13 protein-coding genes are annotated in these 14,057 nt (G+C 65.4%); 11 read left to right on the forward strand and 2 right to left on the reverse strand.

Annotated features, from left to right (window positions below; all coding sequences use genetic code 11):
• Positions 1-88 precede the first annotated feature (88 nt).
• Complete coding sequence (locus IAQ70_RS11350) at positions 89-1,285, reverse strand: MFS transporter (RefSeq protein ID WP_190989435.1); 1,197 nt, start codon at positions 1,283-1,285, stop codon at positions 89-91.
• A 159-nt stretch (positions 1,286-1,444) separates the two neighbouring features.
• Between IAQ70_RS11350 and IAQ70_RS11355 the strand changes: the two genes are divergently transcribed.
• Complete coding sequence (locus IAQ70_RS11355) at positions 1,445-2,407, forward strand: D-2-hydroxyacid dehydrogenase family protein (RefSeq protein WP_190989436.1); 963 nt, start codon at positions 1,445-1,447, stop codon at positions 2,405-2,407.
• Between the two features lie 17 nt (positions 2,408-2,424).
• Here the strand turns inward: IAQ70_RS11355 and IAQ70_RS11360 are convergent, their stop codons facing one another.
• Positions 2,425-3,648 carry an ROK family transcriptional regulator gene (locus IAQ70_RS11360; RefSeq protein ID WP_223859963.1) on the reverse strand — a complete coding sequence of 408 codons (1,224 nt, stop codon included), beginning with the start codon at positions 3,646-3,648 and terminating at the stop codon, positions 2,425-2,427.
• 181 nt (positions 3,649-3,829) lie between these two features.
• On the opposite strand from IAQ70_RS11360, the gene IAQ70_RS11365 reads away from it, so the two are divergent.
• The 10 genes from IAQ70_RS11365 (at position 3,830) to IAQ70_RS11410 (ending at position 14,056) form a co-directional block, all read left to right on the forward strand.
• Positions 3,830-4,945, forward strand: a complete 1,116-nt coding sequence (locus tag IAQ70_RS11365) for a Gfo/Idh/MocA family protein (protein WP_190989438.1) — start codon at positions 3,830-3,832, stop codon at positions 4,943-4,945.
• Positions 4,942-5,751, forward strand: coding sequence for a hypothetical protein (locus tag IAQ70_RS11370; RefSeq protein ID WP_190989439.1), 810 nt, complete (start codon positions 4,942-4,944; stop codon positions 5,749-5,751). Before IAQ70_RS11365 ends, IAQ70_RS11370 begins: the two co-directional genes overlap by 4 nt.
• Before the next feature lie 100 nt (positions 5,752-5,851).
• Positions 5,852-7,177, forward strand: a complete 1,326-nt coding sequence (locus tag IAQ70_RS11375) for an ABC transporter substrate-binding protein (RefSeq protein ID WP_190989440.1) — start codon at positions 5,852-5,854, stop codon at positions 7,175-7,177.
• 12 nt (positions 7,178-7,189) lie between these two features.
• Positions 7,190-8,146, forward strand: a complete 957-nt coding sequence (locus IAQ70_RS11380; RefSeq protein WP_190989441.1) for a carbohydrate ABC transporter permease — start codon at positions 7,190-7,192, stop codon at positions 8,144-8,146.
• A complete protein-coding gene (locus IAQ70_RS11385) occupies positions 8,146-9,039 on the forward strand; it encodes a carbohydrate ABC transporter permease (RefSeq protein ID WP_190989442.1) in 894 nt (297 codons plus the stop codon). The genes IAQ70_RS11380 and IAQ70_RS11385 overlap by 1 nt, the downstream gene beginning before the upstream one ends.
• Before the next feature lie 43 nt (positions 9,040-9,082).
• The gene (locus IAQ70_RS11390; protein ID WP_190989443.1) at positions 9,083-9,832 is read left to right on the forward strand and encodes a sugar phosphate isomerase/epimerase family protein; all 750 of its coding nucleotides are present in this window, start codon (positions 9,083-9,085) and stop codon (positions 9,830-9,832) included.
• Complete coding sequence (locus IAQ70_RS11395) at positions 9,829-10,950, forward strand: Gfo/Idh/MocA family protein (RefSeq protein WP_190989444.1); 1,122 nt, start codon at positions 9,829-9,831, stop codon at positions 10,948-10,950. The genes IAQ70_RS11390 and IAQ70_RS11395 overlap by 4 nt, the downstream gene beginning before the upstream one ends.
• 10 nt (positions 10,951-10,960) lie before the next feature.
• Positions 10,961-12,157, forward strand: coding sequence for a Gfo/Idh/MocA family protein (locus IAQ70_RS11400; RefSeq protein ID WP_190989445.1), 1,197 nt, complete (start codon positions 10,961-10,963; stop codon positions 12,155-12,157).
• Between the two features lies 1 nt (position 12,158).
• Positions 12,159-13,160: a sugar phosphate isomerase/epimerase family protein gene (locus IAQ70_RS11405; RefSeq protein ID WP_190989446.1), complete on the forward strand. Its 1,002-nt coding sequence runs from the start codon at positions 12,159-12,161 to the stop codon at positions 13,158-13,160.
• A gap of 11 nt (positions 13,161-13,171) precedes the next feature.
• A complete protein-coding gene (locus tag IAQ70_RS11410; protein ID WP_190989447.1) occupies positions 13,172-14,056 on the forward strand; it encodes a TolB family protein in 885 nt (294 codons plus the stop codon).
• Position 14,057 lies beyond the last annotated feature (1 nt).

Below are 14,057 nucleotides of genomic sequence, written 5' to 3' on the forward strand. Positions count from 1 at the left end.
GGCCGTTAAGCCGCATTAAGTGAGAGAGCGTTTGGGGGATGGGAAAGAAAGGGAAGGGTGGGGGGAAGAACGACGGCGGCGGGGGCGGTCAGCGCCCCTTCGGCACCAGCCGCACGGAGGCGGTGGTGCAAACGAAGAACATCAGCGTGGACCCCAGAACCAGCAGCAGCGCCGGCGTCCACGACCCCGTTGTGTTGTGGACGTATCCCACAAGCGGCGGCGCCACGGCAGCAAAGCAGTAACCAAGCCCCTGAACCGTGGCGGACATGCGGCCGGCCGATGCCTGGTCCTTGGCCAGTTTGATGATCGCAATGAAGATAAGGGTGATGCCGCCGCCCTGCGCAACGCCACCGGAAATGGACCACAGCCACCACAGGTCCGGGGCCAGCATCAGCCCGGCGGGCACCGCCGTCCACATGAGGCCCAAGGTGACCGCCACCGTCGTCGTACTGAAGTATTTGGCGGCGAAGGGAACGCCCAGGCCGCCAACGATGGCGAAGATCTGGAACAGCGAGGATCCCGCTCCTGCGGCAGAGGCGGACATGTCCAGCTCATCGTTGAGGTAGCTCGGCAGCCAGGCTGTCACCGCGTAGTAGGAGAACGCCTGCCCCGTGAACCCTGCGGTCAGGCCGGCGGTGATCCAGCCGGACCCTTTGACCGCCGGATGCACTTCCCCGCCGTTGACCGTTGCATCTGAGGGGAAAAACGCCGCACGGGGCCCCACCGCCAGGGTCCAGAAAACAATCGCCACCACGGCCAGGATGCCAACGGCCGCGAGGGCTACCCGCCAGCCAGCCAGCTCGGCAAGTGGCGCCGTCACCATCGATGTCAGGAACGAACCGATGTTCAAGGCGGCGGTGTAGACGCCCATGGCTGTGCCCTGCCGCCTTGGCGAGAAGTCCCGGCGGACGATCAGCGGCACGGCGATGTTACCGACAGTGATGGCCAGGCCGATGATGACAGTTCCAGTGATCACCAGCGCCGCGCCGCCGGCTGAACGGACAATCACGCCCGCCAGCACGCCAAGGATGGTGAGGGATACTGCGAATTCCGCCCCGAATTTCCGGGCCGTCAGGGAAGCCAGCGAAGCTGCCACGGCGAAGCACAGCACCGGGATGCTGGTCAGCAGTCCCAGGACGACGGGTGAGAACCCGAGTTCGGCCTGGATCACGTCCACCACCGGCGGGACGGCCACAAAAGGTCCGCGCAGGTTCAGTGCCAGGAGGCCGATGCAGGCGAGCAGGATCCATCCCTTGGGAACCTTGGCCAGGAAGTGTCCGCTCACGAGGCGACCTCAGGGTATAAAAATGATTTCATCACCCCCATTGCTATCACGACTCACCAGCCGGGAGTTTTTGTCGAGATAATGCGCCCTAGAATGACGGGACCTGGCATTATCTGGACAAAACTCGCGCAGCCCGCTTCTCCGGACGAAGGAACAGACATGCAGCAACGGCTTGCCATCCTTGACGACTACCAGGACGTGGCGCACGGCTTCGCCGACTGGTCCTCCCTGCAACAGTCCGGCGTCTCCACGTCCGTCTTCCGGGAGCCGTTCCAGTCGGAGGACGCCCTAGCGGCGGCGCTGGCCGGCTTCCAGATCGTTGTGGCCATGCGGGAACGCACCCCCTTCCCGCGTTCGGTGCTGGAGCGGCTTCCCGGCCTCAAACTCCTGGTGACCACCGGCATGGCCAACGCGGCCATCGACGTTGCCGCGGCAGACGAACTCGGCATCACCGTCTGCGGTACGCCCGGCTCCCCCACCGCCGCCCCCGAACTGACGTGGGCGCTGCTGCTGGCACTGGCCCGGAACCTCCCGGCCGAGGAGCACTCGCTGCGGGCCGGGACATGGCAAACGTCCGTCGGGATGGAACTGTCGGGCAAGACCCTGGGCGTGGTGGGCTTGGGCAACATCGGGCGCCGGATCGCTGCCTTCGGGCAGGCATTCGGCATGGAAGTGCTTGCGTGGAGCGAGAATTTGACCGAGGAGACTGCCGCCGACGTCGGAGCCCGGAAGGTCAGTAAGGAGGACCTTTTCAGGAATTCCGACGTCGCCACCCTCCATCTGCGGCTCTCTCCCCGTTCCGAGGGGACCGTGGGTGAGCGGGAACTGCGGCTCCTTGGCCCCGAAGGGCTGCTGGTGAACACCTCCCGCGGTCCCCTGGTCGAGCAGGACGCCCTGGTTCGTGCCCTGAACGAGGGCTGGATCCGCGGAGCAGCACTGGACGTGTTTGACGTTGAGCCCATCCAGCCGGCCCATCCACTCCTCAGCACCCCCAACACGGTGCTCTCCCCGCACCTCGGATACGTCACGCAGGAAAGTTACCGGCAGTTCTACGGGGGCGCCTTTGAGGACGTCAAAGCCTGGCTTGACGGTTCACCGGTGCGGGTGATCACGGCACCGTGAGCCCCGGCTGAATCCGCTCAGCCGGCCGCCTGGATGGTGGACTCGATTGCCGCAGGGGACAACACGTAGTGCGTCACCATCTGGCTCGCCCCGAAGATTGCTGCCTGGTCCCCGGCCACGGACAGCGCAATGCGCAGGTGGGTGGTTGCCAGAGGCAGCGAGCGCCGGTAGACCACTTCGCGGACGCCGGCCATCAGATGCTCCCCGGCCTGCCCCAGGCTGCCGCCGATGACAATGACTGAGGGATTGAGCAGGTTCACCGCCATGGCCAGGACGTCTCCTACGTCGCGTCCGGCCTGTCGCAGAGCTTGGATGGCCTGCAGATTGCCGTCGCTGACCAGCCTCAGGACATCGCTGCCCTTGCGGGCCGGTACGCCGTGGCGTTCCAGTTCCGCGGCCACGGCCGGCCCGGATGCCAGCGCCTCCAGGCATCCGTAGTTCCCGCACCGGCACAGCACGTCGTCGCCCCGGGGCACACGGACGTGGCCCAGGTCGCCGGCGGTGCCGTTGGCGCCGCGCTGCAGCTCACCGTTGCTGATGATCCCGGCGCCGATGCCGGTGGCAACCTTGATAAAGAGGAAATTCTCGTGATCGGGCCAGTGCGCGGTGCGCTCACCGAGCGCCATGATGTTCACGTCGTTGTCCACGAGCACCGGGACGGGCAGGGACCGCTGGACGTAGCGGACGACGTCGAACCCATCCCACCCGGGCATGATGGGCGGCTTCACGGGGCGCCCGGTGGCGTGCTCAACAGGGCCCGGCAACCCGATTCCCACTCCGGCCAGGTCCCTGAGGCTCCGTCCTGCCTCGGCCAGGACCGCCAGTCCTTCGGCAGCAACGGTGTCCAGCACCGTTTCCGGACCGGCCGCCACGTCCTGCGCCAGCCGCCGTTCGGAAAGGACGTTCCCGCCCAAGTCGGTGACAGCAACGATCACGTGCGTCGCACCGACGTCGACCGCCAAAACTGAGCGGGCGGCCGGGTTGAAGGCAAAGCGCGACGGCGGCCTGCCGCCGCTGGAGCTCGCCTCGCCTGCGGGGCTCACGAGGCCGGAGGAGATCAGCGCGTCAATGCGGGAAGCCACAGTGGACCGCGCCAGCCCGGTGGTCAGTGCCAGTTCCGCGCGGGTGCGGGCCTTGCCGTCCCGGAGCAGTTGGAAAAGGTCGCCGGCACGCGAAAGATTCCCGGCACCGTCGGACGCGGCGTCGGAGCCGGCGGCGACGCCAGTCTCTTTCCCGGACATTGGACTCATGAGTCAGTGATAGCACGAAGGTCTTCTGCGTGTCACGCCGCCGAAAGAATGTCGACTGGTTTTCAACTTTTGCTTGACGCCCGTCAAAAGTCCTTCTACCTTGTTTGTGAGCGGTGTCACTGAACCAGGCACCGGCGGACCACGTTCCAGCTATTACAAAGAGGTAGGCAACTTGTCGAGCCAAGCAGATGGATCACCGGCTCTGGTCGGCGTCGGAATTCTCGGCGCGGGACCTGTCACCCAGGCTATCCACCTGCCCTCCCTCGCACGCTTGGGCCACCTGCTGGAAGTCCGCCACATCATGGACGTCGACCCTCTGGTGGCAGAAGCAGTGGCCAGTCGGGTGGGAGCGAATTTCAGCACGAGCATGGAGGAACTCCTTGCCGACCCGGCAGTGGACGTCGTGGCCATCTGCAGCCCGCACCAGTTCCACGCAGCACAGGTCATCGCCAGTTGCCGGGCCGGGAAGAAAGCCGTGTTGTGTGAGAAGCCCTTCGCCATGAGCGGGGAGGAAGCCGCCGGCATCTCAGCGGTTTCGGCCGAAACCGGTGTTCCCATCATCGTTGGCGCCATGCACACCTTCGATCCAGGCTGGCTCGGGGCAGAAGAAGCATGGGGCGACCTGCCCGGGCAGGTACACACCGTCCGGTCGTCCATCGTGCTTCCGCCCAACCCCCGCTTCGAAGACTTCGCCACCGAGATCGTGGGCCGCGTTCCAATGCAGGCCCGCGACATCACGGACCCGGAGGTCATGAAGGCAATGATGACCGGCGGCGTGATGGGGCTGGCCATCCACGACCTGCCCCTGGTCCGCCGTTTTACTCCTGACTTTGCGGCGGTGGAGGTCCTGCATGCCGAAATCGTCGCTCCGTTCGGCTATGTGATCTCCCTGCGGGCCGGGAACGTCGCCATCGAACTTCGCGCGGCGATGAACGGTACCTGGGAACCGTCCTGGGAGTTTGAGGCAATCGGCGACGACGCCGCCTTGAAAATCGACTTCACGCCGTCCTACGTCCACGCCGGCTCCGCAACAGCCCGGATCAGGACAGCGGGGAAGACTACCGTCCTGGGTCCCTTCGGCCACAACGGCTACGAGGGTGAGTGGCGCAAACTTGCCGAACTGGCCTCCGGAAGGGGCACGCCGCCGTCCGCCGAGACATTGCTCCACGACCTCGAGTTCGCGCTGGCCATCGCCCAAGCGGCCGCAGGCCGCATCGAAAAAGGGAGCATCGAAACAGGCCGGAACGATTCGGGCCCGGTCAACGAAGAGCAGGAGATCAGCGCATGAACACGCAATTGTCCGTGGCCGCGGATCCCCAGGCCGACACGGCTGGTGCGGTGTCCGCCGTTATTGCTTCCCTTCCCGTCTCCTTTGGTCCGGCAGCGGAGGCACCCGACGTCGTCGCGGTTTCCGGCCATGCCGGCTGGACAACCCGGGCCGTCGACGCGATCCTCAACGGAGCCAAAGGCGTGGTGGTGTCCAGCCCGCTGGCTGAGGATGCCGCCGGGCTCAGCGCGGCCGCGGGGGCTGCAGAAGCAGTTGTGGTGCTTGACCGCCGGTGGGCCGGGAACGTGGCACTGGACTCCGCCAATGACAAAGTGCACGGCGTCATTGGCGCCGCCCTCGGTGACGCCGTCCTGCTCGACTCGGTGGCCATAGCCGCTCCGGGCACTGATCCGCTGCACCTCCTCGCGGATCAGTTCGCCGTCCTGGTGCAATGCGAGATAGAGGTCCGCAACGTGCGGATGGTCCAGTGCAACGGGAACGGCTACACAGTGGCGGGTGTGATAGCGGGGGGCGTCCCCGTGGCCCTGCAGGCCATCCTCACGTCCGCCCTCCCCGCCACCGCCAGCCTCACGATCCTGACATCAGCCGGCCGTGCCGACGTCGTGCTGCCGGATCCCGCAGCAGCGTGGCCGGCCGAAGTCCACGCCGTCACCACGGAAGGGGCGACGATGCTTCCCACACTGTACGAATCGTCCCACCGAACCACCTGGTCAAGGGCCCACGCGCATATAGCTGCCCGGACAGCGGCCGACGACCTGGCCCGGTTCACCACCGTCTTGTCACTTCTCAGCCAACTTAACCGCTAGACCGCACCGCCAGCAGTTCCAGTACCGCAAGCCAGTATCCGCTCATTGTCGAGAGGGGCCCGGGCATTCATTCCGCTCCGGGCCCTGAAAGGAAACCATCGTGTCTACCAAATCCTCCATTGCATCGTCCCCCCTCTCCCGGAGGGGATTCCTGGGCCTCACCGCAGCAGCGGCCTCGGTTCCCCTCCTGGCCGCCTGCGGCGGAGGCTCCGCGTCACAGGGCAGCGGCGGCGGTGCGGGCGGGACCATCAAGTTCTGGGACATGCCGTGGGCCACCCCGGCGTATAACGACGCCGCAAAGAAGCTTGCCGAGGGCTTCTCCGGGGCCAACAGCAAGGCGAGTTACCAGATCATTCAGTGGAACAATTTCTACCAGACGTTTTCCTCGGCGATCGCGTCCAAGACCGGTCCTGCGGTGTCCACCGGCGGCGGCTTCCAGGCCTTCCAGTTCGAACAGCAGGGCCAGATCGCGTACGCCGACAAGGTCATCGATAAGCTCCAGAGCAATGGCCAGTTCGACGATTTCCTGCCGGGCGTGCTGGACCCGTTCAAGACTGACAAGGGCTACGTAGCCGTTCCGTGGCAGCTGGACATGCGCGTGTTCTGGTACCGCAAGTCGCTGTTCGAGAAGGCCAACGTGGCGCTTCCGACCGACTGGCCGTCCCTCCTCGAAGCCGGCAAGGCACTCAAGAAGGTCGGCGCCTTCGGCTTCACCACCGGTGCCGGGTCAGGCAACAACTACGCCAACCACTCCATGATCATGATGATGGTCAACAACGGCGGCGGCGTCTTCACCAAGGACGGCCAGCTTGACCTGATGAACGACCGCAACGTCGAAGCCATGGAATTCGTCCTGGAGCTGGTGTCCAACGGAATCGTCGATCCCGCGGCCGTCAGCTACACCACGGACAACATGTCCGCCCAGTGGAAGGACGGCAAGGCAGGATACGGCCTGTTCCAGGTCAACGTCCCTCAGCGCGTTGGCGACACCTCCGGTGACCTGCTCGTCGCGGACCCCATCACGGGCCCGCACGGGGACAAGGCAACCATCGTTTTCCCCAACAACATCATGATGTACAACAACACCCCGTCCCAGGAGTCGTCCGAGGAGTTCCTGGTTTACTACCTGGGCCAGCTCAAGGAACTGTGGCGCCAGAAGCTGATGTCCGCCCTGCCGGTGTTCAAGTCCATCACTGAGATCCCCGAGTTTGCGTCCGACCCCAACAACGTCAAAATCGTCAAGGACTGGCAGCCCATCGCCAAGACCTTCGCGTCCCAGGGCAACACGCTGAACGCCAACCTTGCAGCCCTCGACGGCGGCCAGGCCCTGAACCAGTTCAGCCAGACAATCATTACTGGCAAGTCTGATGCCAAGACGGCGCTGCAGACCTTCCAGTCCGCCCTCGAATCGGTCCTGAAAAAGTAACGCGGCCACGCCATGACAACGACTACAGCGCAGTCCGGACTTAGCCGGGCCCGGCAGGGAATCGCGCCAGGCGGGGGCGGGAGCGGCAACCGCAAGAGCAAGCTGTCCGCGCAAACCACCAGGACGTTCTTCTGGCTCCTGCTCCCGTCCGTGGTCCTGCTCGTCCTGATCCACGGCTATCCCCTCATCTACGCGGCTGTCCAGGCCACGCACGACGGAAACCTGCTTCAAACAGGAAATTTCATCGGCGGCGAGAACTTCGCCAGCGTCCTGACCGCACCCGCGTTCTGGAAGGCGGCCCAGTTCACCCTGATGTTCACCATCGTGGGTGTCTTCGGATCGTGGCTTGTGGGCCTCGGACTGGCTCTGTTGCTGCGCACCAGGATCCCCGCCGGAGGCACCTTCAAGGTCCTCCTCCTGCTGCCCTGGGTGGTGCCCATCGTGGTGTCCTCCACCGCATGGAACTGGCTCGTGGCCACTCCCGACAGCCTGATTCCGTCCCTTTTCCGCAACCTGGGGCTGGGCACTCCCCTCTTCCTGGCAGATCCCAACCTCGCGGCCGTCACGGTCATGGTATTCAAAGTCTGGGTCAGCTTCCCGTTCATGATGATGATGATCTCGGCAGCCCTCGCGTCCGTGGACACCACCGTCTACGAAGCAGCGAGCATGGACGGCGCCACCCGCTGGCAGCAGTTCAGCCAGATCACGCTTCCCCTGATTGCCCGGTCCACGTATATCTCCTGGATCCTGATGACCATCTTCTGCGTCAACGACTTCCCCACCATCTACCTGCTCACCGGCGGCGGCCCGGTCAGTGCCACCACCTCCTTGGTGGTCCTGGCCTACCGCACGGTCTTCCAGGACTTCGCCACCGGCCCCGGCGTCGCCATCGCGTTCCTCATGACCATGACCCTGGTGGTCATCTCCGTCATCCTGTACCGCCAGATCCGAAAGTCGAGTGTCGAATAATGAGCGCAGCAGTCCACGCCCATCCCCAACCGGGCCCGGTCCTGGGGGTCGCTGACGGCGGCAAGGAACGCCGTACACTCTCCGAAGCCGGCGATCGCGGCCGCTGGTGGCGCTTCACCGCCATCCTTGTCATCACCGCGATCGTGCTGGTTCCCATCATGGTCACCGTGGTACTCGCGTTCACCCCGGGGCCCAACAGCACCGCAACCGGCCTGACATTCGAGAACCTCGCCAACGTCTTCTCGGGCACGCTCGCCGCCACCTGGCTGCAGAACAGCCTCGTGACCACCCTTTCCACCGTGGTGGTCTCGGTAGCGGTGGCAGCCCCGGCCGGCTACGTACTCTCCCGAGGCCGCAGCAAGGCGGTGTCGGGCTACTCCCTGCTGCTTTTTGTGATGCAGTCCCTGCCGATCATCACCTCGGTAGTGCCGCTCTTTATCCTCTTCGCCGGTATGGGGCTGGTGGACAACCTGCTCGGGATTACCATCATCTATGTGGGGTCCACAATGACCGTGGCCACCTGGATGATGGCGGCCTACTTCGACTCAATCCCCATCAGCCTCGAAGAGGCTTCCTGGATTGACGGCTGTTCCGTGTTCGGTTCCTTCACGAAGGTGGTCCTGCGCAACTCGCTTCCGGGCATCCTCTCCACGGCCATTTTCGCCTTCCTGCTGGCGTGGAACGACTACCTGGTGGCCATCGTGTTCCTGCGCTCGAATGAAATCTTCACCCTGCCCATGGGCGTGCAGTCCTTCTTCCAGCAGAACGCCACCGACTGGACCTCCGTCATGGCCCTCGCCGTGGTCATGATGCTCCCACCCATCATCGTCTTCGCCACGCTGAACAAATACTTCAGCGTCGGCGGCATCGGCGGATCCCTCGCCGGCCGTTAGCCACCCCCGCCCCTTTCTGAACACTCCCGCAAAGGATTACAAAATGTCATATTCCCTCCAGCTGTACACCCTCCGTCACGCAATCCAGGAAGACCTGACCGGCACCATCCGGAAGGTCGCGGAGGTCGGCTTCTCACAGGTCGAGCCCTACAACTTCGTGGCCACGGCAGCAGAACTCGGTGCGGCCCTGAAGGAAAACGGCCTGACAGCACCCTCCGGCCACGCACCCCTGCTCAGCCAGGACCAGGACCAGATCTTCGCTGCGGCCAAAGGGCTGGGCATCAGCACCGTCATCGATCCGTATCTGCCGGCCGAGCACTGGCAGAAGGCCGAGGACATCCAAGCCACCGCGGCGAAGCTCAACGAAGCAGCCAGGAAGGGTGCCGAGCATGGCATCCGCGTCGGCTACCACAACCATGCCTGGGAACTGGAGTCCCTCATCGAGGGCCGCACGGCACTGGAGTACTTCGCCGATTTACTGGACCCCGAAGTGGTCCTTGAAGTGGACACCTACTGGGTTGCCGTGGGGGGCCAGGACCCTGTCGGGGTGCTGGACCGGCTAGGCGACAAAGTGAAGTTCATCCACATCAAGGACGGCCCGCTGAACACGGACACCAAGGCGCAGCTGCCCGCAGGCAAGGGAAAGGTAGCGGTTCTGGACGTCATCGCTGCTGCCAAATCCCTCGAAGTAGGCGTCGTGGAGTTTGACGACTACGCGGGTGACATCTTCGAAGGCATCGCCGAGAGCCTCGCCTACCTGACCGCAAACACGGCCGAAGGGGCAAACGCATGAGCCGCGAGGCAGCAGCCGGCAAAGGCCCGGTAGGCGTCGGCGTCATCGGCGCCGGGAACATCAGCAAGCAGTACCTGGACAACCTCACGGTCTTCCCCGACCTGAAAGTCCACGTCATCGCCGACCTCTTCGAAGACGCCGCAGCGGCCCGCGCCAAGGAATACGGCATCCCGGAGTGGGGGCCGCCGGAGCTTGCGCTGAACCACCCCGACGTCGAAATCATCGTCAACCTCACCATCCCCGCCGCCCACGTGGAGGTGGCCACGGCCGCCGTCAACGCCGGGAAGCACGTCTGGACGGAGAAGCCGTTCTCCCTGGACCGCGAATCCGGGCTGGGGCTGCTCAAGGCCGCCGACGCCGCAGGCATCCGGCTCGGTACCGCCCCGGACACCTTCCTCGGCGCGGGACTGCAGACCGCCCGCCGGCTGATCGAACGCGGCGACATCGGCACCCCCCTGACCGCGATGACGACGTTCCAGACGCCGGGGCCGGAGTCGTGGCACCCCAACCCGGCCTTCCTCTTCCAGTACGGCGCCGGCCCCTTGTTCGACATGGGTCCCTACTACCTCACAGCGCTGGTCCAGACGTTCGGCTCCGTGCGCCGCGTGGCAGCAGTGGGCTCCAAGGCCAAGGAAGTCCGGGTCATCGGTTCCGGCCCCAAGCTGGGCGAGGAGTTTACGGTCGATGTGCCCACCCATGTGTCCGCGATGGCCCAGTTCGAGAACGGCGCGTCCTCGCACAGCGTCTTCAGCTTCGAGTCCCCGCGGCAGCGGATGGGCTTCGTGGAAATCACCGGCACCGAAGCCACCATTTCACTCCCGGATCCGAACTATTTCGACGGCGACGTGCGGCTCTGGCGTGCGGGGGACGAAGAGTGGACGGTCATACCCGCCACCGGCCCCACGAACGGCCGCGGCATGGGCGTGTTGGACATGGCGCGGGCCATCCGGGCAGGAGTTCCACACCGCGCCACGGGCAACCTTGCCTATCACGTGCTGGACACCATGGTGTCGATATCCGAGTCCGTTGAATCGGGCACCTTTGTCGACGTCGAAAGCTCCGCCCCAGCGTCCCCGGCCCTCCCCGAGGACTGGGACCCCACAGCGGCCACTCTCTAGGACTCACACCATGAACTCCCCTGACAGCAAGAAAGGCACCAACCGGGACGGCCCGCCCCTCGGCGTGGCAATGATCGGCTATGCGTTCATGGGCAAGGCCCATTCGAACGCGTGGCGGAACGTTGCGTCCTTCTTCGACGTCCCGGCCTTCGAGCAGAAAGTGCTCGTGGGCCGGGACGCCACAGCGGTGGCCGAAGCAGCAGCGAAGTACGGCTGGACGGAATCCGCGACGGACTGGCGCTCGGTCCTGGAGCGGGACGACATTCAGATCGTGGACATCTGTGCCCCGGGCTGGATGCACGCCGAAATCGCCATCGCCGCTCTCGAGGCCGGCAAGCACGTCCTCGTGGAAAAGCCGCTTGCGAACACCTTGGCCGAGGCCGAGGCGATGGCTGACGCCGCCCGGGCAGCCCGGGAACGCGGCGTCCAATCCATGATCGGCTTCAACTACCGGCGGGTGCCGGCCCTGGCCCTGGCCCGGGACCTCATCGCCGAAGGCCGGCTGGGAACGGTCCGGCACGTCCGGGCCGCGTACCTGCAGGACTGGCTGGTGGACGCCGACTCCCCCATGACGTGGCGGCTCAACAAGGAAACCGCCGGGTCCGGCGCCCTGGGCGACATCGCCTCCCACGCGATCGACCAGGTCATGTTCCTGCTGGGCGGTTCCGTCACCGAAGTCTCGGGCCGGCTGCACACCTTCGTGGCCAGCCGTCCCGGGCCGGACGGCCCCGAAGAGGTAACGGTGGACGACGCCGCCTGGGCCACGCTGACCCTGGACTCCGGGACCATCGCCTCCGTCGAGGTTTCGCGCGTGGCCACCGGCCAGAAGAACAGCCTGAAACTCGAGATCTACGGAGACAGGGGCTCCCTCCTGTTCGACCTTGAAGCCATCAACGAACTCGGCTTTTTGGACGCCACTCTGCCCGTCCGGGAACAGGGTTTCCGGCGGATCCTGGTGAACGAGCCGGAGCATCCCTACATGGACGCCTGGTGGCCCCAGGGCCACGTGATCGGCTGGGAACACACCTTCACCCACGAAATCCGGGACTTCCTGGCCGCAATCGACGGCGGTACCCCGCCGTCGCCGTCGTTCGAAGAGGGCCTGGCCGTACAGCGGGTACTGGCCGCGATCGAAGAATCCGCCAACGCCAAATCCGCCATCATCCAGCTCACCACCGCACCCGTCCCCGCCATTGAAGGAGCCTGACATGCCCCGCCCGTACACCCTGTTCACCGGCCAGTGGGCCGACCTCCCGTTCGAGGAAGTCGCCAAGCTTGCCTCCGGCTGGGGCTACGACGGCCTCGAAATCGCCGTCTCCGGGGACCACCTGGACGCCTGGCGCTGGGACGAACCCGGCTACGTCGAATCCAAACTCGCCGTCCTTCAGAAGTACAACCTGAAGGTCTGGGCCATCTCCAACCACCTCAAGGGCCAGGCGGTCTGCGATGACCCCATCGACTTCCGCCACGAAGCCATCGTCGGGTCGAAGGTCTGGGGCGACGGCGAACCCGAAGGCGTCCGGCAGCGCGCGGCCGAGGAAATGAAACACACCGCGCGGCTCGCCAAGGCACTCGGTGTGGACACCGTCGTCGGGTTCACCGGATCCTCGATCTGGCAGTACGTTGCCATGTTCCCGCCCGTCCCGGAGAAGGTCATCGAGGCCGGCTACCAGGACTTCGCGGACCGCTGGAACCCCATCCTGGACGTCTTCGACGAATGCGGCGTCCGCTTCGCCCACGAAGTCCACCCGTCCGAAATCGCCTACGACTACTGGACCACCGTCCGCACCCTCGAAGCGATCGGCCACCGCGAAGCCTTCGGCCTGAACTGGGACCCCTCCCACATGATGTGGCAGGGCATCGATCCCGTCTCCTTCATCTGGGACTTCAAGGACCGGATCTACCACGTGGACTGCAAGGACACCAAGCTCCGGCAGACCGGCCGGAACACCGTGATGGGCTCGCACCTGCCCTGGGGCGATCCGCGCCGCGGCTGGGACTTCGTTTCGGCAGGCCGCGGCGACGTGCCGTGGGAATCCTCCTTCCGGGCGCTGGCTGCGATCGGCTACAACGGCCCCATTTCCGTCGAATGGGAAGACGCCGGCATGGACCGTCTCCACGGCGCCCCCGAAGCCCTCGCCGCGCTGAAGAAATTCGATTTCCCGCCGTCGAATACCTCCTTCGACGCCGCCTTCAGCAGCAAAGACTAGGACCAACCGACGTGATGCGTACCCTCCGGCCCGGCCAGCGCTGCGACGTATGGGTTGCCACTGTCAACGGTGCGGCCGAAGTGGTCCTTTCCACGGATGACGTGCTGCTGGAGGCGCCGAACTGGACCTCCGACGGCGGTGCGCTGATCCTCAACGGAGACGGCAAACTGTGGCGCGTCGATCTCGCTGCCGGCTCACTGGAACGCGTGCCCGTGGACGGTATCCCCGGCCTCAACAACGACCACGTCCTGGCACCCGATGGCAGGCACATTTTCCTGTCGGCCAACGACGGCCACATCTACCGTGCGCCGCTCGGCGGCGGTCAAGCGGAGAGAATCACGGCCGACGACGGGTCCCACCATTTCCTGCACGGCGTCAGCCCGGACGGCCAGGAAGTGGCGTACGTGGATATAGCCGGAGGCGACTTCACGCAGCCAGGACGGCTGATGACCACCAATTCCGGCGGCGGGGCTCCCGCCAGGATCGACGTCGGCGCCGGGCACTGCGACGGGCCGGAATATTCGCCGGACGGCAAATGGCTCTACCTGAATACGGAGTCCTTCACCACGGCCCCGGGCCACGCCCAACTCGCCCGCGTGCAGGTGGACGGAACCGGGTTCGAACGGCTCCTCGAATCCGGGACCGTCGACTGGTTCCCGCACATCTCCCCCGACGGCCGCCACGCCTGCTACCTCCGGTTCCCCGGCGGAACGGAAGGACACCCCGCAGACCTGCCGGTCGCCGTCGTCCTTGTTTCCACTGACGACTGGGCACAACCGCTTCACACGTGGCCACTCCCCGGCGGCCAAGGTACCCTCAACGTCAACAGCTGGTCCCCGGATTCCGCGCGCTTTGCGTTTGTGGCGTACCCGCTCACCGACCCATCAAAGGACTAAG

Source organism: Pseudarthrobacter sulfonivorans (genome assembly GCF_014712225.1).
Classification (GTDB): Bacteria; Actinomycetota; Actinomycetes; order Actinomycetales; family Micrococcaceae; genus Arthrobacter; species Arthrobacter sulfonivorans.